Origin of the sequence: Brucella pecoris, from assembly GCF_006376675.1 — a bacterium.
In the GTDB taxonomy this organism is placed as follows: Bacteria; Pseudomonadota; Alphaproteobacteria; order Rhizobiales; family Rhizobiaceae; genus Brucella; species Brucella pecoris.
Map to the genome: position 1 here is coordinate 29758 of NZ_VEWK01000007.1, position 20576 is coordinate 50333.

The following is a 20576-nucleotide window of genomic DNA, read 5'->3' on the forward strand; positions in this document are numbered from 1 at the left end:
CTCATTCCCAGGGCTCGATAATCTCTTCCGACCATCCAACCGGCACGAATCCCATTTTCTGGTAGAGCTGCAATGCGCGCGGGCTGTCGAGCGTATTGGTATGGATCGTCACCTTTTGCGGTCCATGCGCCCAGGCAGCGGAAATCGCTTCACTCAAAAAAAACTTGCCGATTCCCCGTCCCTGAAAATCATCGATGAGACCGAAATAGACAATTTCCGCAGCTTCCGGCAAAGCCGACAGGTCCAGCTCGACAAATCCTGCCGGGCAGCCATCCGCGTAGAGGATGTTGATTTCTGTTGTGTCTGCATGAATTATTGCTGCGACTTCAGCATCTGTCTGAACCCGCCGCATCATCCAGTGATGCTTGCGCCCGATCTGTTCGTACAGATAGCGGTAATAATGAACCGGCATATCGCCCGCCCGCATGATTGCCAAGCGGATACCTGACGGCACCGGCATCGCAACGGCCTGACGGGTGGACATCTCCAGATGTGTGATGCGGGCAGTCAGCTTTTCAGACATGCTTATTCGGCTTCACCGGTGACAACCGGTGTGTCCTGCCTGCTACCCCATTCACTCCAGGAGCCGTCATAAAGACGGTTGTCTTTATGACCGAGTGACGTCAGAGCCAGCGTGATGACGGCGGCGGTTACGCCGGAGCCGCAGCTCGTAACGACCGGCTTGGAAAGATCGACACCAGCCTCATCAAAAATCTTGCGGAGATTCGCCAGATCCTTCAGCTCACCGTTTTCGGACAAGGTTCCGACGGGAACGTTACGTGCGCCGGGCATGTGGCCCGAGCGCATACCGGCCCGCGGCTCCGCATCGCGTCCGGTGAAGCGTCCGGCTGCACGCGCATCGGCAATCTGCAAGCGCCGTTCGTTCACGATATCACGCATCTGCGCAAAATCGACCACTGCTGCTTCGTTGAAGGATGGCGTGAACAGTGTCGGTGCAATCTTGGTGGCTTCATCGGTAACCGGATAACCAGCGTTTTTCCAGCCGTCGAAGCCGCCATCGAGCACATAGACATCCTTCACGCCCATGACGCGGAACATCCACCAGACGCGCGGCGCAGAAAACATTCCCGGTCCGTCATAGACCACAACAGTCTCGTCAGCGGTGATGCCCATGGCACCCACATGCTGCGCAAAAAGCTCAGGCGACGGCAGGGTGTGCGGCAGACCGGACTCCTTGTCGGCGATCTTGTCCTGATCGAAGAAAACAGCACCAGGAATATGCACGGCGTTGTATTCGCCCTCACCGTTGCGTCCAGCGGCGGGAAGATACCAGGACGCATCGACAATTGCGATGCCCGGTTTGCCGAGCCGTTCTTTCAACCAATCCCGCGAAACGACGAAAGCGCTTTTCTCAACCATGGGTCACTCCTGCGGCATGCCTCCCCAAAGGCAGGAACATGCGAAAAACGATAGAACTAGGCTTCTGGCAAACCGCCGAAGCGAATGCGGAACCGGCGATTTTCCTTGCCCTTCTTTTCGATCTTGCCGATGTGGATTTCACCGACTTCCTGCGTCTCGGAAACGTGCGTACCACCACAAGGTTGCGAATCCACCACACCATTTTCGCCGATAAGAACAAGGCGTATGCGACCAAGCCCCACAGGCGGGCGCACATTCTTCGACTTTACGATAGTAGGATTTGCAAGGAACTCTTCATCGCTGATCCAGCGAATGGCGACCGCATCATTGGCATTCACGCGTTCCATCAGCTTTTCAGTTACGAATTCCTTGGTGTAGGTGGGATCGGGGAGATCGAAGTCAACGCGACTTTCCTCCTCGCCGACCGCTGCGCCGGTAATCGGGAAAGGGCAGACAACGGAAAGCAGGTGGCAGGCCGTGTGCATGCGCATCAGCTTGTAGCGGCGCGGCCAGTCAACATGAAGGACCAGCTTCTCACCGATTGCGGGCAGAGCCTGCCCTTCTCCTGAAACGTGAATGATTTCGTTCTTGTTTTCGCCGGTAACGGTTGCCGTTATCTCGATGCGGGAACCATCTGCGCGCTCAAAAACACCGATATCGCCCGGCTGGCCACCTGATGTCGCATAGAAATTCGTCTGGTCGAGAATGATTCCACCGGTTTCGGTAATGGCAAGTACCGTGCCCTCCGCCGTTGAAAGATAGGAATCTTCGCGGAAAAGCGCTTCGGTCTCATATGCCATGATTATCCCTCGAACGGTATGTCTATCTCGGTCTTTTGCTCCAGCCATCCCGGCACAGGCAAGTTCTTGCCGCGCAGGAAAGCAGGATTGAACAGCTTGGACTGGTAACGATTACCATAGTCGCAAAGCACCGTCACAATTGTGTGGCCCGGCCCGAGATCTTTTGCAAGCCGGATTGCGCCTGCAATATTGATACCCGAAGAGCCCCCAAGGCAAAGTCCTTCATTTTCCACGAGATCGAACACGATATCGAGCGCTTCCGCGTCGGAAAGGCGGTAGGAGAAATCGGGGGTGAACCCTTCAAGATTGGCAGTGATACGTCCCTGCCCGATGCCTTCGGTAATCGAGTCGCCCTCGGCCTTCAGCTCACCGGTCGTATAGAAGGAATGGAGTGCGGCTCCATAGGGATCGGCAAGTGCTATCTTTATATCCGTATTGTGATCTTTCAGGCCGAATGCTGTACCGACAAGCGTTCCACCCGACCCGACAGCGGCGGCAAACCCATCGACCTTGCCGCTGGTATCGCGCCAGATTTCCTGTGCCGTAGTTTCGATATGGGCTTGCCGGTTGATCGGATTGTCGAACTGGTTGGCCCATATCGCGCCGTTCGGCTCACTTTTGGCGAGTTGTTCGGCCAAGCGTCCGGACAGGCGCACATAATTGTTCGGATTTCGATAAGGTGCTGCCGGAACTTCGATCAGTTCGGCGCCAAGCAGGCCCAACGCGTCCTTCTTTTCCTGGCTCTGCGTTTCGGGAATAACGATAACAGTGCGATAGCCAAGCGCTTTCGCAACCATCGTGAGGCCGATGCCGGTATTTCCAGCCGTACCCTCAACGATGACACCACCGGGTTTCAGAAGCCCACGCTTTTCAGCATCGCGAATAATATACAGCGCTGCCCGATCCTTCACCGACTGGCCGGGATTGAGGAATTCGGCCTTGCCGTAAATTGCACAGCCAGTCAGTTCGGAAGCCTTCTTCAAATGGATCAATGGCGTATTGCCGATTGCGTCTAGCACTGATTGGAACATGGCGTCCGTCCTTCCTGTTTCGCAGAGGACGTTATGAGGAAGCGCCCTGCCCTTCAAGCAAGCATGGAATATTTTTCCAGCATGTTGCGCAAATCAAAACCCAGACAATAGCTACAAATAGAAAAGCCGCCCGAAATGGGCGGCTTTTTGGAAAAATGTTTGAGATCAGCTTAAGCGGCGCGCTGCCCGCCGTTGCCATTGGCATTGCGACGCTTGCGCCGGAATGGGCGCTTCGCCTTCGGATCTGCTGCTTCGCCGGTTGTATGAGCGCCTGTACGATGTTCGCCTGACTTCGGCGCTGCACGGCGAGGCTTCTGCGGCATTCCACCTTTCCGATGTTGGGTCTTCTGTGGCCGTTCGCCCGGAGCGGCAGCCCGCGGAGCCGGTGCTGGTGCAAGCTCCACAGGTGCATCCTTGATCGGAAGCTTGCTGCGCGTCACACGCTCGACCGCCCGCAGCTTGGCTTCTTCTGCTGCTGGATCGTAGAGCGTGATCGATGCGCCGCTGGCGCCGTTGCGGCCGGTGCGGCCGATACGGTGCACATAGGTTTCCGGCTCATCCGGCAAATCATAGTTCACAACATGGCTGATACCCGGCACATCAATACCGCGCGCAGCAATGTCGGTTGCGATCAAAATCCGCAGCGATCCGTCACGAAATCCGTTCAGCGCGCGCTGACGTGCATTCTGCGACTTGTTGCCGTGAATGGCGGCGACTTCATATCCATCGCGTTCCAGATGACGGACCACCGCATCGGCACCATGCTTCGTACGAGTGAAGACGATGACCGAACGCATGACTTTGTCACCCAGCAGCGCAGACAGAAGACGGCGTTTCTCCTTGGTAGGCACCGGATGCACGACCTGCGTGATTTCAGCGGCCGTCGTTCCCTGCGGAGCAACTTCGACGCGCACCGGATCACGCAGCAGGCTTCCGGCCAGAGAGGCGATTTCCTTCGGCATTGTCGCCGAAAACAACGCGGTCTGACGCTCGGCGTGAGTCGCTTTCGCAATGCGCTTCACATCGTTGATGAAGCCCATGTCCAGCATACGGTCCGCCTCGTCGAGAACGAGCCAGCGCGTCTGCGAAAGGTCGACCAGACCGTCACGCATCAGATCGGTCAGGCGACCGGGCGTGGCAATCAGAACGTCGATGCCAGGAGCGATACGCTTGATCTGCGACAGCTTGGAAACACCGCCCAGAACAAGCGCGGTCGAGATATGGGCCTGTTTGGAAACATTGCGGATGGTCTGTTCAATCTGCACGGCGAGTTCACGAGTCGGTGCCAGGATCAGTGCGCGCGCGGTCTTCGGACGGCGCTTGTCACCGAGCCCCATGATCTTCTGCAGGATTGGCAAGCTGAAAGCAGCCGTCTTGCCAGAGCCAGTCTGCGCGATGCCCAGGATATCACGGCCTTCAAGCTGGTGCGGGATAGCCTGCAACTGGATCGGCTTCGGCTCGGTCATGCCAGCGGCTTCGACGCCCTTGAGCAAAACGCCGGTAACGCCAAGAGCAGCAAAGCCGCCCGTAATTTCTTTTGTCAATTCAATCTCTTTCGGCGGCACCATGATCTCATGGTCCGCATCCAAATGCCGGTCAAGCGCAACTTGCCGGACTCTATCTATTCAAGGATAACGACGGGACGCCGAAGCTTGTAAACTCCTGGCGACTTGCGCTGCCGTGCCCGAACATTTTCTCGGGTCTCCCCGCTTCCAGACCATTCCAGAAGACAGAGGCGAGACGCAACAAGTCCAATGCCGGGAAAGCCGACGAACACGTCGGCCCATGCGCCTGACGCGGCATATGGTATATTTTCGTCGAAAAAGCAACCTATTTCGCTTAAACCCGCGAAATCAGATGATGAAATCGGCGAGCACCTGATTGTCGGTAATGTCCTGATAAGCCCAGCCTGCTTCTGCAAATTTCTTTTCCAGAAGCTTGAAGTTCGACGCGTTCTTCGTTTCAATGCCGATCAGCACGGAGCCGAAATTGCGTGCCGATTTCTTGAGATACTCAAAACGCGCAATATCATCTTCCGGTCCCAGAAGATCGAGGAATGAGCGAAGCGCGCCCGGCCTCTGCGGGAAGCGGAAGATGAAATATTTCTTCAAGCCTTCAAAACGCAGCGCGCGTTCGCGAACATCCGGTAAACGTTCGAAATCGAAATTGCCGCCCGAAACAACAATGACAATGCGCTTGCCCTTGATGTCGCTCTTCTTGAAATCCTTCAGCGCATCAATGCCGAGTGCACCCGCAGGCTCAAGCACGACGCCTTCGATATTGAGCATTTCGATGATCGTCGCGCAGAGCCGGTTTTCCGGCACTGTTATAACAGTTTCAGGATCAAACGCTTTGAGAAGCTTGAAGTTTTCCTTGCCTATCTCAGCAACTGCCGCCCCGTCGACAAAAGTGTCGACATGCGAGAGCTTGATGCGCTTGCCTGCCTCAAGACTTCCCTTCAGGCTCGCCGCCCCTTGCGGTTCGATAAAGCGGAAACTCGTCTTCCAGCCCAGATCCGAAACATATTGCGTGACGCCGCCGGACAATCCACCGCCGCCGACAGGCAGCAGAATGAAATCAGGCTGCTTTCCTTCCGGCAATTCCCGCTCGATCTCAAGCGCTACCGTTGCCTGCCCCTCGACGATGCCGGGATGATCGAAGGGCGGTACCATCACACCCTTATTGCTTGCGGCAAACTCCTGGGAAGCAGCGTAACAAACGTCAAAAATATCGCCCACCAGCTTGATTTCGATGAACTCGGCGCCAAAAGCGCGTGTCTTGTCGATTTTCTGTTGCGGTGTCGTAACCGGCATGAAAACCACGCCCTTGCGGCCAAAATGGCGGCAGACAAATGCAAATCCCTGCGCGTGATTACCTGCAGAAGCGCAAACGAACACCACATTCTTGTCAGTCGTTTCGACCGCTTTGGAAATGAAATTGAAGGCACCGCGAATCTTGTAGGAGCGGACCGGAGTGAGGTCTTCGCGCTTGAGCCAAATTTCCGCACCGTACTTCCGCGACAGGTAATCGTTGAGCTGCAGCGGCGTTTCGGGAAACAGCGCGCGCATTGCCTTTTCGGCCTCGGATACGGATTTGACGAAGGCGGTCATTATTCGACTTTCTGCATTTCCTGCTGAATTTCGCCCATGGCTACATGGGTTTGACAATGCAGACAAGGTTGAAGCTTGCCAGACCGCTAAAACATCGATGTGGAGTAAGCATATATTCGGCAATGCTAACTGTTGATATTAACAGGCTTTGTGGCTTGAATTCATGATACAAATCATGACATAGACGATGGTAATCGCTGCGGTCGTGGCGAAATTGGTATACGCAACGGACTTAAAATCCGTCGTCTTTTAGACTTGCGGGTTCAAGTCCCGCCGACCGCACCACCCCCCCCTTTTGTCTTCCGTTTTTCCCTTATCCGTAACGGGCAACCTCGCCTTGGCGGTTTGCTGCCCTATCCTCCTTTGCTCCCCCTAATTGAAACAGGTTCAGACGGAACAATGGAAGAGCAAGCCACACAGATTATCGCAAATACAAACGCGTTCGTTCTCCAGATTTACGACCTTCTCATACGATATTCGGTTTCCACTCTCGGCGCGCTGATTATCCTTTGTGTCGGCTGGATATTGGCCGGACTCCTTCAGAAATGGACCACACAGTCGCTTTCAAAAATTCGCGGCTTCGACCAAACACTGGTCGGATTTTTCGGTGCTGTCGTCCGATACGGCATGCTCGTCATCATTCTGGTCATGGTTCTCGGGCAGTTTGGCATCCAGACGGCTTCCATTCTTGCGGCGCTGGGTGCAATCGGGTTGGCTATTGGTCTTGCCCTGCAAGGTACGCTGCAGAACATTGCAGCAGGTATTATGCTTCTGGTTCTCAGGCCGTTTCGCGTCGGTGAATACATCAGTGCAGGCACCATCGTCGGCACAGTACAAGACGTCGGATTGTTCGCGACGGAACTTAAAACCGGCGATGGTCTTTACATCCTGGCACCCAACTCCTCACTCTGGAATACGCCCGTTACCAATTACAGCCGCATGAAAACCCGTATGCACGATTTCAAGGTAGGAATCGGCTACGAAGACGATATCGATCAAGCTTTCGCTATTATGAAGAAAGTCATAGAAGACCAGCAGGGCGTCCTCTCGACACCGATCCCTGCCTATTTCGTATCGCAGTTGGGTGATAATGCGGTCGTTCTCAGCGCGAACTATTGGGTAAACAGCGCGAATTATGTGCTGGTATCACGCCATACGATCAAAGCGGTGAAGATTGAGTTCGACAAAGCCGGGATCAACATCCCCTATCCGCAAATGACTTATCACGTTGTTGAAAAAGATAATAAAATAGAAAGCACTAAATAAGTTATCTAGTAGATCACATGAAAAAACCGCAGGCTGAATCTGCGGCTTTTCTAACCTCATAAGCGCTTAGCCATACAGCTTGGCGGTGATTTCTGCAACGCGTTTACCCTGGAAACGAGCGCCGTCCAGTTCCTGTTCCGATGGCTGGCGTGAACCGTCACCATCGGCAGTGGTGGTCATGCCATACGGAGCACCGCCACGCACCACGTCATTACCCATCTGCCCCTGATAAGCATAGGAAAGTGGGACGATAATCATGCCGTGATGCTGCATCTGCCATTGTGTGGAAATCAGCGCCAGTTCAGCGCCACCATGCTGTGTGGCTGTAGAAACCATCACCGATCCCACCTTATTGATAAGAGCGCCCTTCGCCCAAAGTCCGCCGGTCTGGTCGAGGAAATTCTTCATCTGGGCCGCCATCATACCGTAACGAGTAGCGGTACCGATGATGATGGCGTCATAATCCGCAAGCTCGCCCGGCGTTGCAATGGGTGCGTCCTGGTCAACCTTATAATGCGAGGCTTTCGCGACATCAGGCGGAACCAGTTCCGGAACACGTTTAACCGTGACATCCGCACCACCTTCCCGCGCCCCTTCCGCAGCAGCCTTGGCCATTTTCTCCATGTGACCATAGGCCGAATAATACAGCACCAGCACTTTAACCATGTGACGTCTCCATATCCCGATTTGCGAGGCCCCGACCTCGACAGGTTCAATTAGGGGAGCAGTCTTCTTTGGAAAGGCGCAACTTCTCGCAAACGAATAAAATGCTCAAATAAAGCAGTTGCAGCCATGTCCTGCTGGCGCTTAACTGATGCCAGAAATGGAGTCTGGATATGACGAACAATCCGCAGCAAGCCGTCAAAGCCGCCATGCTGGCAATTGGCGACGAGCTTCTCTCAGGCCGCACCAAGGACAAGAATATCGGACATCTTGCTGATGTCCTGACATCGGCGGGCATTGATCTCAAGGAAGTACGGATTGTTCCGGACGAAGAAATCGCCATCGTAGCCGCTCTCAATGCGCTGCGACCGCATTATGATTATGTCTTCACGTCCGGTGGAATTGGCCCTACCCATGACGACATCACCGCCGATGCGGTTTCTGCAGCCTTTGGTGTTCCCTGCATCTATGACGAGAAAGCCATGAATCTGCTCGGCGACAATTATGCGAAACGCGGACTGGAATTCACCGACTCGCGCAAGCGTATGGCGCGCATGCCGCAAGGGTCGGAGCATATAGCGAACCCGATCTCCGCTGCTCCCGGTTTTCATATTGGCAATGTCTATGTGATGGCCGGTGTACCGTCTGTATTTCAGGCGATGCTCGACAATGTGCTGCCCACATTGAAGACCGGTCGCAAGCTTCTGTCCAGATCGGTACTTTGTCCATTCGGTGAAGGTGTGATCGGCGCTCCTCTGACTGAAATCCAGAAGGAAAACTCCGATACGATCATCGGTTCCTATCCGAAATTCGAGAATGGGCGCTTCAGTACGGAACTCGTCGTACGCGGGAGCGATCCCGAAAAAATCGATACGGCAATCCATGCAATCGAAAAAATGATCTCGTCGCTCGAAACAGAAGGTGCTGCTTAATCCACTGCAACCTTTTGCCCGCGCAACTCGTTGCACTATATGCTAAAATAGAAACACAGCCGGAAGGAGTTCGGTCATGTCCTACAAGACGGTGGTTGCCTATTCTCGCAGCGAATCCGAGTTGAAACGGGTTGTGTCCGCCGTTGGGCTTCTAAAGCAGAAGGTGCCCGATATTCACGTCATCGGGCTTTACTCCATCCCTTCACCCATCGTCTATGCCGACCCGAACGGCTTCATTGATCCGGGAATGTTCGAGTTGCATGACAAGCAGCATAAGGAGCTTTCCGAAAGACTGAAACATGTCTTCGAGGAAGAGATGCGTCGTCAGGGCACCAATTACGAGTATCGCATCACGCGTTCGGAAACAGGCACAGCCGCAGACGGCGTACTCACGGCATGTCTTGGAGCGGAATTGCTGGTCGCCGGGCAACCCGACCCGGACGATCCAGCCACCAACGACGAAACCGCCGATACGATCGTTTTCAACTCCAGTTGCCCTGTTTTGCTGGTTCCCTATGCGCCGGTGCTGCCGATGGTTTCGCTGGATCGTATTGTTGTTGCTTTTAACGGCAAACGGGAAGCGGCCCGGGCGGCTTTCGACGCCCTGCCTTTGATGAAGCATGCGGACAGAACGGAGATCGTATGGATCGATCCGCCGGAAATTGAAGGGGAAGATCAGGCTTTGGCGAGCCACGACATCGCCGAGGCATTATCACGGCATGGTGTTAATGTGGCCCCTGCAGCAATCGCGTCCAACGGACGCTATGCACAGGATGCGCTACGGGAACATATCGTTGCTGAACGTTCTGATCTTCTTGTGATGGGCGCTTACAGTCATTCGCGACTGCGGGAACTGGTCTTTGGCGGAGTGACCCGTTCGATGCTGAACGAGTTGCCTATTCTCACGCTTTTCTCGCGTTAGAAGCGATCGTTAAACCCGGTTTGATCCAACAACTGGCATATGATGACACGATAAGCTTGCAAGAACACCATTTTTGCGGTTATCAGCATCACCCGGCGCTGACTGTGCCGGGTGGAGAGCCTTTTCCTCTCCCGCCGCCCGCCTGAAATGGGCGCGGATGAAGAGAAGCTGCAGATCCTGACAGTTACAGCGCTTGGCAGACCGTCATAGCGCATTTTTGGTTTTTACAGGTCCGGAGAACGAGCTCCGGATCGTTCCACGGAGCGTTTCGATGTCCTTGCCAGATAAAGCCTTTCCCGTTTCCTGGGATCAGTTCCACCGCGATGCTCGCGCCCTCGCCTGGCGGATCGCCGGTATGAATCGCGAATGGCATGCAATTGTCGCCATTACGCGTGGCGGTCTGGTCCCCGCAGCCATCGTTTGCCGTGAACTCGGCATCCGCCTCATCGAAACCGTTTGTATCGCGTCCTATCATGATTACACGTCGCAGGGCGATATGCAGATCCTCAAGGGCGTAAGCGAAACGCTTCTGGAAAATGGCGGAGAAGGCGTCATCGTCGTTGACGATCTGACCGATACGGGCAAGACCGCAGCCATCGTACGCGAAATGATGCCGAAGGCCCATTTTGCAACGGTCTATGCAAAGCCGAAAGGCCGTCCGCTGATCGATACCTTTGTAACAGAGGTTTCTCAGGATACCTGGATCTACTTCCCCTGGGATATGGGCTTCACCTATCAGGAGCCGATCGCAGGCGACAAGCGCGGCTAAAACCCGTCCGAATTGGAGTGATCAATCCATCAGGATGCACCTCCGATAAAACTCGCGACTTTAATATCTGGTCAGATCAAAACGCTGCGAAACGAAAACATATGAACGCGATTGCGGTGATATTTCTGCCGCAATCGCATTTTATGGAAAGCAGATCGAAATAACGCCTATTGAGGGCGGGGCGCCTTTTCAAAGCTGCTATCCCATCCCGAGATTTTAGTAATACCTTTAAATAAAAGCTTTTTTCCGATATTTTCAAAGGTCTGCTGCACAACTAATCGGTTGTTATTTTGGCGAATCGGATCATGTTATAAAGAAAAAGGGGATTTCGCGGTGAAGGCGCAAGCAAAACAACCGATTGCAACCGAGAAGCGTATTTTGACGCCTTCCGGCCGTTTGCAACAGGTTGCGGCGCTTGTTTATCGGCGCGATATGGGTTCTCTCAAGGTTCTCGTCATCACGAGCCGCGGCACGGGCCGCTGGATCATTCCAAAGGGCTGGCCACAAGTTGGGCGCACGCTGGCGGAAACAGCACTTCGTGAAGCATATGAAGAAGCCGGCATTCGTGGTGAAGTCTCCCCAACGCCGATCGGCAGTTTCTGTTACTGCAAGACAGATCTTCCGCCTGAACGCATAAACCAGTTCACGGCAGCAGTCTTCGCCGTGCAGTTCAACGGCCAGGAAAAAGACTGGCCTGAGCGCGATCAGCGCATTTGCGAATGGGTATCGCCGCAGGAAGCGGCAAATCGCGTCGAAGAGACTGAGCTGAAGCAGATATTGAACCAGTTTGGTGATTCGGGAATCGCTGCGGCTGCGGAGTAAACAACTTGCACGCCGTCCGCTGCGTGGTATGCCCTGGATTATAATCTCTTCGCAGTGATTTCCTCTTTCCATAGTCCATGTGGCCGGACTTATTCCGCTAATTGCTAATAAATGCAGCCGCACGATCTCCGAAAATCATATAGTCGGCTTGCTTCACAAAAGTGTCGCTTCTCCCCGTTATCCACATTTGCCCCAAGCGGTTACGCACAATATCTAGATGCTGGAGCGTTGCAGCAAACCATCTCTTGACGCTTGCAGCCGAGTCGTTTTTTATAAGGCTATCGTTGCGTAAGTAGCGGGATCGGATGTTGTAATCTGCCGGTCTTTTTTCGGTCAAGTTGAGTATCGGATGGGCGTTGCGCTTTGAAAGTGCGGTTTTCGCTTGGCGCTTTCTTGCGCCCAGAATATGGGTGTGCACGCCACTGGAGAAGCAGATGCAGCATCGAGCAGAAACAGCGTTAACACTAGATTTAGTATTTGCGCTCATGCTTCGTACAAGATAAAGTATTTTTCGTTCTGCTGATTTTTGACTGCGACAGTGCCAACAAGGTTGCAATTGAGCTTCCTTGAGGCGTTTTTTCGTGGGCCTGGAAGAGGCAGAAATGGATTTCCGGGAGTTTTCTTCCCAACAACACGCTCCTCCCCGCAGAAGAGCTGTTTTGACAGAGACGCGATACAGACAGACCGTGGCTGAAAACCGTCACTAGAGCTACTATATATAGAACGTTTGGATGGGACAGATGAAGATCGAACGCCGTTTCACGAAAGAGAATCAGTCGGCCTATGCGGACATCGCGTTCCGTACTGCGACCAGCGAGATCAAGAATCCCGATGGATCCATCGTATTCCGTCTTGAGAACATCAATGTGCCCGCGCAGTTCAGCCAGGTTGCCGCAGACATTCTTGCGCAGAAATATTTCCGCAAGGCTGGCGTGCCCGCCCGCCTGAAGAAGGTTGAGGAGAACGACGTCCCCTCATGGCTCTGGCGCTCGGTTGCTGATGAGGATGCGTTGGCGTCACTGCCGCAGAACGAGCGTTATGGCTCCGAGATGGACGCCTGCCAGGTGTTCGATCGTCTTGCTGGCACCTGGACCTACTGGGGCTGGAAAGGCGGCTATTTTGCGTCTGAAGACGATGCCCTCACCTTCCGCGACGAGCTTGCCTACATGCTCGCCACCCAGCGTGTGGCGCCGAACAGCCCGCAATGGTTCAATACGGGTCTGCATTGGGCCTACGGCATTGACGGCCCCGGCCAGGGTCATTTCTACGTCGACTGGCAGACCGGCAAGCTGACTAAATCCAAGTCGTCCTACGAACATCCGCAGCCGCATGCCTGCTTCATCCAGTCCGTCGCCGACGATCTGGTCAACGAAGGCGGCATTATGGACCTGTGGGTTCGCGAAGCCCGCCTGTTCAAATACGGCTCCGGCACAGGTTCCAACTTCAGCCATTTGCGCGGCGAAGGCGAAAAGCTTTCCGGCGGCGGCAAGTCTTCCGGCCTGATGAGCTTTCTCAAGATCGGTGATCGTGCTGCTGGCGCTATCAAGTCAGGCGGCACGACACGTCGCGCCGCCAAGATGGTCGTGGTCGACATCGACCATCCGGATATTGAGGAATACATCGACTGGAAGGTCAAGGAAGAGCAGAAGGTCGCTTCGCTCGTAACCGGCTCCAAGATCGTCAAGCAGCATCTGACTGCCATCATGAAGGCTTGCGTCAATTGCGAAGCTGACAATGATGATTGCTTCGATCCTGCGAAGAACCCGGCCCTGAAGCGCGAAATCAAGGCTGCCAAAAAGAACCTGGTTCCGGAAAACTACGTCAAGCGCGTGATCCAGTTCGCACGTCAGGGTTATACCGATATTCAGTTCAAGACCTATGACACGGACTGGGATTCGGAAGCCTATCTGACTGTTTCGGGCCAGAACTCCAACAATTCCGTCTCACTCAAGGACGAATTCCTGCGCGCCGTCGAAAACGACAGCGACTGGAACCTGACCGCCCGCAAGGACGGCAAGGTCATGAAGACGCTAAAGGCGCGCGACCTTTGGGAAAAGATCGGTTACGCCGCATGGGCATCCGCCGATCCGGGCCTGCACTACAACACGACCATGAACGACTGGCACACCTGCCCGACCGCTGGTCCGATCCGCGCGTCCAATCCATGTTCGGAATATATGTTCCTTGACGATACGGCCTGTAATCTGGCGTCGATCAACCTGCTCACCTATCGCAACAAGGACGGTTCGTTCGACATCGCGGCTTACGAGCACACGGCACGCCTGTGGACCATCGTTCTCGAAATCTCGGTGATGATGGCGCAGTTCCCATCCAAGGAAATCGCCCGCCTCTCCTACGAATACCGCACGCTCGGTCTCGGCTATGCCAATATTGGCGGCCTGCTGATGACCTCCGGCATCCCTTATGACTCCGATGAAGGCCGCGCAATCTGCGGTGCGCTGACGGCGATCATGACTGGCGTGGCCTATGCGACTTCGGCTGAAATGGCCAAGGAGCTCGGTACCTTCCCGAGCTATGAGCCGAATGCCGAGCACATGCTGCGCGTCATCCGCAACCATCGTCTGGCTGCCCATGGCAAGACGGAAGGTTATGAAGGTCTCGCCGTCAATCCGGTTGCCCTGATTGCCGGAGATTGCCCGGATCAGGATCTGATCACCCATGCCCGCGCGGCTTGGGACAAGGCGCTGGAACTTGGTGAGAAGCACGGCTACCGCAATGCCCAGTCGACCGTCATCGCGCCAACCGGCACGATCGGCCTCGTCATGGACTGCGACACAACCGGTATCGAACCTGACTTCGCACTGGTGAAGTTCAAGAAGCTTGCCGGTGGCGGTTATTTCAAGATCATCAACCGTGCTGTGCCGGAAGCACTCCGCACACTCGGCTATTCGGAAAGCCAGATCGCTGAAATTGAAGCTTATGCTGTCGGTCACGGCAACATCAATCAGGCTCCCGGCGTCAATCCGTCTTCCCTAAAGTCCAAGGGCTTCACCGATGATAAAATCGAGGCCCTGAACGCCGCTCTCAAGAGCTCATTCGATATCAAGTTCGCTTTCAACAAGTGGACGCTGGGCGAAGACTTCTGCAAGGACGTGCTGAAGCTCACCGACGAACAGCTCAACGATTTCTCGTTCGAGATGCTCCCGGCGCTGGGCTTCGCCAAGAAGGACATCGAAGCGGCCAACATCCATGTTTGCGGCGCGATGACCCTCGAAGGCGCACCTTTCCTCAAAGAGGAGGATTACGCAGTCTTCGATTGCGCCAATCCGTGCGGCAAGATCGGCAAGCGTTATCTTTCGGTGGATAGCCACATCCGCATGATGGCTGCCGCGCAACCGTTTATCTCGGGTGCGATCTCCAAGACAATCAACATGCCGAACGATGCGACTGTCGAGGACTGCAAGAATGCCTACATGTTGTCCTGGAAGCTGGCTCTGAAGGCCAATGCGCTTTATCGCGACGGTTCCAAGCTTTCGCAGCCGCTAAACGCCGCGCTGATCGCCGACGATGAGGATGAAGACGATGCGATCGAAGCGCTGATCGAAGCACCGGCGGCAGCGCGCGCCGTTCAGGTAACCGAGCGGATCGTCGAGAAGGTTGTTGAAAAGATCGTGCGTGAGCGTGACAAGCTGCCGAACCGTCGTCAGGGCTATACACAGAAGGCAGTCGTCGGCGGACATAAGGTCTATCTGCGCACCGGCGAATTCGGTGACGGACGCCTCGGCGAAATCTTCATCGATATGCATAAGGAAGGCGCTGCTTTCCGCGCAATGATGAACAACTTCGCCATCGCAGTGTCGCTCGGCCTGCAATATGGTGTGCCGCTCGAAGAATATGTGGAAGCCTTCACTTTCACGAAATTCGAACCGGCTGGCATGGTCATCGGCAACGATGCCATCAAGACAGCAACGTCGATCATCGACTATGTCTTCCGTGAGCTGGCCGTGTCCTATCTCGGCCGCAACGACCTCGCACATGTCGACACAAGCGATTTCGGCAATACGGCGCTTGGCAAGGGCATCAAGGAAGGCAAGACCAATCTGCTTTCGACCGGATGGACGCGCGGTTACAAGCCTACTCTGGTAACGAACTCGAACCCGACTAACGAAGCCAAGGGATCGGCAGGTTCAGCACCCCAGGCATCCAACATCACAACCTTGAAGTCGTCGGCACCGGCGGGCAATCGTCCGGCAACCATTGGTCTGGTGACGGATGGTGCAACGGCCTTCAAGCGGGAGTTCGAGGAGCAGCCTGCCCCGGCGCAGCAGCAGGAAAGCACATCGGCAACCGAACTTTTCTCGGATAAAGCTGCTGCTGATGCTGCCTCCGCCCGTGCGGAAAGCGTAAATGCTGCGAAGAAGCTGGAAGCCGATCGCCGCATTAAATCGATGATGCAGGGTTATACGGGCGATAGCTGCACCGAGTGCCAGAACTTCACTATGGTTCGCAACGGCACCTGTCTCAAGTGCGACACTTGCGGTGCGACGAGCGGCTGTAGCTAAGATTAAATTTCGTTTTGTGCGCGGACTCAAAGTTCCGTACTTAGGAACCAATGTTCCGTAATGCTGTGAGAAATAACAGTCACTTAGTTAATGTGATTTTTCTCGCAGCTCCCGCCTCAGAGGCGGACCAAAATTATTTTTCGGGCGCATTGCGTCCGAAAAATAGCAAAAAGAACAAAACATGAAACAATTTTAGAGAGTGCTAATAAGAATATCGCAACCCAAGCGCCGAGTTGGCTAAGTTTGATTATCTGGAGAGTTTCGATGCCTGCGTACCTGACATTCTTCCCACTGGGCAATGCCGATACCACGCTAATTCGATTAGCGAACGACGATCTCGTCTTGATGGATTATGCGAATATGCGATCCACGACAGACCCGGCCGACAAGCGGATCGACCTACCGGAAGCTCTGCGTGACGAGCTGTATGATGCCCAAAGAGCAAGCTTTCGCGTAGTCGCATTTACTCATCTCGATGACGATCATATTTGCGGAGCACGAGACTTTTTCTGGTTCGATTATGCAACGAGTTTGCAAAGCGAGGATCGGGTAAAAATTGATGAGCTCTGGGTCCCAGCCGCAGCGGTCACCGAGCCTGGACTTGATGGCGATGCGTTTGCAATACGAGCAGAAGCTCGTCATCGTTTGAAGAATGGATATGGAATTAAGGTTTTCTCTCGCCCAGGAAACCTTGCTGATATCTTGGCCGATTGGGGTCTGACCATTGAAGATCGTCGCGATTGTATCGTTGACGCGGGGGAATACGTTCCAGGCTTTTCAAAATTTGATGATGGGCATGCCGAATTCTTCGTTCACAGCCCATTCGCATGGCGCACTGACGATGGATTAGAAGATAGAAATGAGTGTTCTATCGTCGTTCAAATGACAGTATTGGAAGGCGGCAACGAAAGTTACGCTTTGCTTGGTGCCGACATAGATCATGAGTCTTTGTCGCTTATCGTCAAGACGTCCGTTGCTCACGGCAACACAGACCGATTGAAATGGGATGTTTTAAAACTCTTCCATCATTGTTCGTACAAATCGTTGTCGCCCGAGAAGGGCGAGGATATCACCGAGCCGGTGCCAGAAGTACGTTGGTTGTTCGAAACACTCGCACGCCAGAAAGAAATTATCATATCTCCGAGTTGGCCAATTCCAGAAAAGGGAACGGCCGAAGATGAGGATAAGCAGCCTCCGCATCGGCAGGCCGCAAATTACTACAAGGGCATTATCCGTGATTCGGATGGCCAGTTTAAGGTCACGATGGAAACTCCTTCGGAGCGCAACCCTAAGCCGATCAAACTTAGAGTGTCGGCAACAGGTGTAGGAGTTGTAATAGCGGTGGCGGCTACTGCCACTTCAATGGCTGCCGCGACTCCGACCAGAGCGGGCTAACCTATGTGGCCACCGGAAAGAAGTGTTACCTGTGCACCAGCGGAATTGGTAATTCCGCTGGCAAAGGCCTTCGTCACGCACATCGAAATAACGTGGACGGATTTTGCCCGTCTTGTAGAAGTTAAGAGCCTTGATGACGGAAAAGTCGAATTTATCACATTTGATCTCCAAATAGGTGTTCCTCAACGGCCCGTCTATGAAATCTTATCGTCGGAACGCATTACGGTTGGCTTCTGGGAGGGTGACGACTATCCGCCCGTTATCTCCGTTAACAGGCCAGATTTTCCAGATACTCCTCATCAAAATCTTGTGCCAGATGGCTACCCAAGCGTCCTTTGTGTTGACGACAGGCCTTGGCAAGATGTTCGGCACGATTTCACCACAACCGAACTGATGTTTCGAATTCAGACTTGGTTTGAAAAGGCATGCGAAGGTGCATTGCATGGGGTAGAACAACCGTTCGACCCGGTTTTCTACAGAGACGGGCCACATGAACTAATATTGACCCTCAGTGGCAAGAACGCTCTCAATAAAGACGAGGGTCTGACAGTTTGGGCAACAGATGAACGTCGACGTTACGTCCTCGTAACCGACAAGAAGACCCCCAGAGGAGCAAAGAACGATCATCTAAACGTTCACGTCGTGAGCGTAGACGTGCTACCGCAGCCTATGAAGCGGTTGCGTAGAACGCCGCGAAATCTGCGCCAATTGGTCGAGTTTTTATCTGGGTTGCAAGTTGATCTTCTAACAGTCCTAAAGGATTCCGTTGAAAAATGGATGACTGAAGAGAAAGTTGACCACGCCGAAAATTGGATATCGTGCATACTCGTTTCGCTTCCGCAGGTTAACCCGCTCAATGGTGAAATTGGTGGATCTAAGCCGTTTGCTTTCGTTTGTAGTGATGGCCCCGGTCAAATCGGCGTTGCTATGGGTCTACTCGGGCTCAACGAACATGACGAAGGAAAAGGCATTAAGTATGTAAAAATGCTTATGCCAACTATCACGCCAGAAAAACTCGAATCTATTAGCTTGACGTTATCCCCTGTACATCATGAACTGGATGCGGAAAGTGCAAGCAATCTAGCTGCGCGAAAAGAAAATAATCTCAAGGCGGTGTTAGTCGGTGCTGGTGCCCTTGGTTCGCACATTGCTGAATATCTCATTCGAGAAGGGCAATATCGTTGGACGATAGTTGATAGCGACGATTTCCTTCCTCACAACATCGCTCGTCATACTTTGACTAGTTCCGCTTTCGGCGAACGTAAAGTCGTTTCTCTTGCTCAAAGAATGACCGAGATTCGAACTGACGCTCAGGTTATACCCCTCTGTATAAATGCACTTTCGCCCGCATCCAGTCCGGAACTCGCCAAGACGTACGCCGAGGCCGATATTATAATTGACGCGGCGGCATCCGTTCCAGTTTCACGTTATCTGTCCGATTACCCGTGTCGAGCGAGAAAATTAAGTGCGTTTTTCACACCAGATGGAAAAGCTGCTGTTTTAATGGTCGAATCTTCCGATCAATCGGAAAACCTCCGATCCATTGAAGCGTCATATTTGCGAGAGATTTTAAAGTCGCCTCACCTCGAAACTCATTTGGAGAGTTCGCAAAAGCTACTGCGGTATTCCGGAGCCTGTCGATCTTTAACCAGTCAAATTCCAGAAACACGTGTAGCAATATTATCAGGCTTGCTAACCGCCGGTATGTTTACGAGCCTCTCGCAAGACGGAGCCTCGTTAAGCGTTTGGACGCTTGAAGAAAGCGGCGGAGTTACGTGCTTTTCTCGGGAGGTCCATACCCATCGGATAGCCAAATCGGACTGGACCATCAGTTTGCCTTCTTCGCTACTCAAGCACCTAGCGGAACTTCGTGCAAACGCATTGCCTAACGAAACTGGTGGCCCTTTAGTCGGCACAATTGATAAACATGCCAAAGAAATATCAGTGGTTTATGCGCTCCCTGCCCCGACTGACAGTATTGGGACGCCATCGACCTTTTTCAGGGGCAAAAGATGCCTCACGGCCGACATTTCCGCAGCCGTTAAACGTACCGGGGGTCAAGTTCGTTATGTTGGCGAGTGGCACTCACATCCGCGCGGAGCTTCTACTCGTCCGAGTCCAACCGACATCGCTCAGATAGGTCAGCTTGCCCAGATTCAGAGCATGGATGGACTTCCTGCCGTTTCAATTATCGTTGGTGACACGGACAACAATTACATTCTTGGTGAAATTATATGACGTCGTTGTTGGATATGTACAATTTTCGTGCTCGATTTATTCCAGCTGTAATTGGGATCGCCCCCGCAATTGCATTAGCTGCGATTGCTGTCTCCTGGACGACCTTCTCGTTGCCACAAGTAATCGCCACAGTAGCGATTGGTGTTCTTTTCATTGTTGCTTCTGACGTAGCCAGACAAATGGGAAAAAAAACCGAACGTAAGCTGTTTTCAGCCACGGGCGGAAGACCAGTAATTCTTCAACTGAGATATAATGACAGAACGTTTGATAATATCACAAAAGACCGCTATCGGAATTTTCTAGCCTTAAAACTGGGCGAAACACCCCCAACAGAAGCAGAGGAATTTAACTCTCCAGAAAAATCAGTGGGGTTCTATGACCGTTGCGGAACATGGCTAAGAGAAAGAACACGAGATAAAACCAAGTTTAACGTACTCTTTGAAGAAAATATTACGTATGGATTTAGAAGAAATTTATATGGTCTAAAAATGCCTGGACTATTTTTGAACCTTATTGTTGTCATTGTTTGCTTTTCTCTTTTGTCGCCATATGGGGCTACAGTTATAGAAACTACGCGCGCTGAAATTTCAGCTGTTTTTGTAATTGCGTCGATCCATGCGATTTACCTTCTATTCTTTGTTACAAAAAAAAGCGTCATGGAGGCAGCTGATCAGTATTCCAGGCAGTTGATTAGAACCTGCGAGGCATTTTTAGGCCCTTAATAA

The 20576-nt window shown here is 53.3% G+C and carries 16 protein-coding genes and 1 tRNA gene; 10 read left to right on the forward strand and 7 right to left on the reverse strand.

What is annotated here, in order from left to right:
• Position 1: 1 nt before the first annotated feature.
• The 6 genes from FIB18_RS13855 to ilvA all read right to left on the reverse strand — a co-directional run bounded on the left by FIB18_RS13855 (position 2) and on the right by ilvA (position 6324).
• On the reverse strand, positions 2 to 523 hold the full coding sequence (locus tag FIB18_RS13855; RefSeq protein WP_140021277.1) for a GNAT family N-acetyltransferase: 522 nt from the start codon (positions 521 to 523) through the stop codon (positions 2 to 4).
• A gap of 2 nt (positions 524 to 525) precedes the next feature.
• Positions 526 to 1380 carry a 3-mercaptopyruvate sulfurtransferase gene (gene sseA, locus FIB18_RS13860; RefSeq protein WP_140021278.1) on the reverse strand — a complete coding sequence of 285 codons (855 nt, stop codon included), beginning with the start codon at positions 1378 to 1380 and terminating at the stop codon, positions 526 to 528.
• A gap of 56 nt (positions 1381 to 1436) precedes the next feature.
• On the reverse strand, positions 1437 to 2180 hold the full coding sequence (locus FIB18_RS13865) for an alanyl-tRNA editing protein (protein ID WP_140021279.1): 744 nt from the start codon (positions 2178 to 2180) through the stop codon (positions 1437 to 1439).
• Positions 2181 to 2182: 2 nt separating this feature from the next.
• Complete coding sequence (locus FIB18_RS13870; RefSeq protein ID WP_140021280.1) at positions 2183 to 3211, reverse strand: cysteine synthase A; 1029 nt, start codon at positions 3209 to 3211, stop codon at positions 2183 to 2185.
• 170 nt (positions 3212 to 3381) lie between these two features.
• On the reverse strand, positions 3382 to 4779 hold the full coding sequence (locus FIB18_RS13875; RefSeq protein ID WP_174977432.1) for a DEAD/DEAH box helicase: 1398 nt from the start codon (positions 4777 to 4779) through the stop codon (positions 3382 to 3384).
• Positions 4780 to 5064: 285 nt separating this feature from the next.
• Positions 5065 to 6324: a threonine ammonia-lyase IlvA gene (ilvA, locus tag FIB18_RS13880; protein WP_168436602.1), complete on the reverse strand. Its 1260-nt coding sequence runs from the start codon at positions 6322 to 6324 to the stop codon at positions 5065 to 5067.
• Between the two features lie 196 nt (positions 6325 to 6520).
• On the opposite strand from ilvA, the gene FIB18_RS13885 reads away from it, so the two are divergent.
• Positions 6521 to 6606: transfer RNA gene (locus tag FIB18_RS13885), tRNA-Leu, on the forward strand.
• A gap of 114 nt (positions 6607 to 6720) precedes the next feature.
• Positions 6721 to 7587 carry a mechanosensitive ion channel family protein gene (locus tag FIB18_RS13890; RefSeq protein WP_140021459.1) on the forward strand — a complete coding sequence of 289 codons (867 nt, stop codon included), beginning with the start codon at positions 6721 to 6723 and terminating at the stop codon, positions 7585 to 7587.
• 66 nt (positions 7588 to 7653) lie between these two features.
• On the opposite strand, the gene wrbA is transcribed toward FIB18_RS13890, so the two are convergent.
• On the reverse strand, positions 7654 to 8253 hold the full coding sequence (gene wrbA, locus FIB18_RS13895) for an NAD(P)H:quinone oxidoreductase type IV (RefSeq protein ID WP_140021282.1): 600 nt from the start codon (positions 8251 to 8253) through the stop codon (positions 7654 to 7656).
• Positions 8254 to 8423: 170 nt separating this feature from the next.
• On the opposite strand from wrbA, the gene FIB18_RS13900 reads away from it, so the two are divergent.
• From FIB18_RS13900 to FIB18_RS13945, 8 genes are all read left to right on the forward strand, one after another.
• A complete protein-coding gene (locus FIB18_RS13900) occupies positions 8424 to 9182 on the forward strand; it encodes a competence/damage-inducible protein A (RefSeq protein WP_140021283.1) in 759 nt (252 codons plus the stop codon).
• A 76-nt stretch (positions 9183 to 9258) separates the two neighbouring features.
• Entirely contained in the window at positions 9259 to 10104 is an 846-nt protein-coding gene (locus FIB18_RS13905; RefSeq protein WP_140021284.1) for a universal stress protein, read from the forward strand.
• A 271-nt stretch (positions 10105 to 10375) separates the two neighbouring features.
• Positions 10376 to 10873, forward strand: coding sequence for a xanthine phosphoribosyltransferase (gpt, locus tag FIB18_RS13915; RefSeq protein ID WP_140021285.1), 498 nt, complete (start codon positions 10376 to 10378; stop codon positions 10871 to 10873).
• Between the two features lie 333 nt (positions 10874 to 11206).
• Positions 11207 to 11695: an NUDIX hydrolase gene (locus tag FIB18_RS13920; protein WP_140021286.1), complete on the forward strand. Its 489-nt coding sequence runs from the start codon at positions 11207 to 11209 to the stop codon at positions 11693 to 11695.
• A 740-nt stretch (positions 11696 to 12435) separates the two neighbouring features.
• Positions 12436 to 16218, forward strand: a complete 3783-nt coding sequence (locus FIB18_RS13930) for a vitamin B12-dependent ribonucleotide reductase (protein ID WP_140021288.1) — start codon at positions 12436 to 12438, stop codon at positions 16216 to 16218.
• A gap of 264 nt (positions 16219 to 16482) precedes the next feature.
• The gene (locus FIB18_RS13935; protein ID WP_140021289.1) at positions 16483 to 17613 is read left to right on the forward strand and encodes a ComEC/Rec2 family competence protein; all 1131 of its coding nucleotides are present in this window, start codon (positions 16483 to 16485) and stop codon (positions 17611 to 17613) included.
• 3 nt (positions 17614 to 17616) lie between these two features.
• Complete coding sequence (locus FIB18_RS13940) at positions 17617 to 19851, forward strand: ThiF family adenylyltransferase (RefSeq protein ID WP_140021290.1); 2235 nt, start codon at positions 17617 to 17619, stop codon at positions 19849 to 19851.
• Positions 19848 to 20573, forward strand: coding sequence for a hypothetical protein (locus FIB18_RS13945; protein WP_140021291.1), 726 nt, complete (start codon positions 19848 to 19850; stop codon positions 20571 to 20573). The genes FIB18_RS13940 and FIB18_RS13945 overlap by 4 nt, the downstream gene beginning before the upstream one ends.
• The last annotated feature ends 3 nt before the right edge of the window (positions 20574 to 20576 follow it).

Excerpts from the sequence above, each read along its gene's own strand:
- sseA (WP_140021278.1), bottom strand. The coding sequence starts at position 1,380 with ATGGTTGAGAAAAGCGCTTTCGTCGTTTCGCGGGATTGGTTGAAAGAA.
- FIB18_RS13940 (WP_140021290.1), top strand. The coding sequence starts at position 17,617 with ATGTGGCCACCGGAAAGAAGTGTTACCTGTGCACCAGCGGAATTGGTA.
- FIB18_RS13930 (WP_140021288.1), top strand. The coding sequence starts at position 12,436 with ATGAAGATCGAACGCCGTTTCACGAAAGAGAATCAGTCGGCCTATGCG.
- FIB18_RS13900 (WP_140021283.1), top strand. The coding sequence starts at position 8,424 with ATGACGAACAATCCGCAGCAAGCCGTCAAAGCCGCCATGCTGGCAATT.
- FIB18_RS13935 (WP_140021289.1), top strand. The coding sequence starts at position 16,483 with ATGCCTGCGTACCTGACATTCTTCCCACTGGGCAATGCCGATACCACG.
- wrbA (WP_140021282.1), bottom strand. The coding sequence starts at position 8,253 with ATGGTTAAAGTGCTGGTGCTGTATTATTCGGCCTATGGTCACATGGAG.
- FIB18_RS13905 (WP_140021284.1), top strand. The coding sequence starts at position 9,259 with ATGTCCTACAAGACGGTGGTTGCCTATTCTCGCAGCGAATCCGAGTTG.
- FIB18_RS13865 (WP_140021279.1), bottom strand. The coding sequence starts at position 2,180 with ATGGCATATGAGACCGAAGCGCTTTTCCGCGAAGATTCCTATCTTTCA.
- FIB18_RS13870 (WP_140021280.1), bottom strand. The coding sequence starts at position 3,211 with ATGTTCCAATCAGTGCTAGACGCAATCGGCAATACGCCATTGATCCAT.
- gpt (WP_140021285.1), top strand. The coding sequence starts at position 10,376 with ATGTCCTTGCCAGATAAAGCCTTTCCCGTTTCCTGGGATCAGTTCCAC.
- FIB18_RS13875 (WP_174977432.1), bottom strand. The coding sequence starts at position 4,779 with ATGGTGCCGCCGAAAGAGATTGAATTGACAAAAGAAATTACGGGCGGC.
- FIB18_RS13890 (WP_140021459.1), top strand. The coding sequence starts at position 6,721 with ATGGAAGAGCAAGCCACACAGATTATCGCAAATACAAACGCGTTCGTT.
- FIB18_RS13945 (WP_140021291.1), top strand. The coding sequence starts at position 19,848 with ATGACGTCGTTGTTGGATATGTACAATTTTCGTGCTCGATTTATTCCA.
- FIB18_RS13855 (WP_140021277.1), bottom strand. The coding sequence starts at position 523 with ATGTCTGAAAAGCTGACTGCCCGCATCACACATCTGGAGATGTCCACC.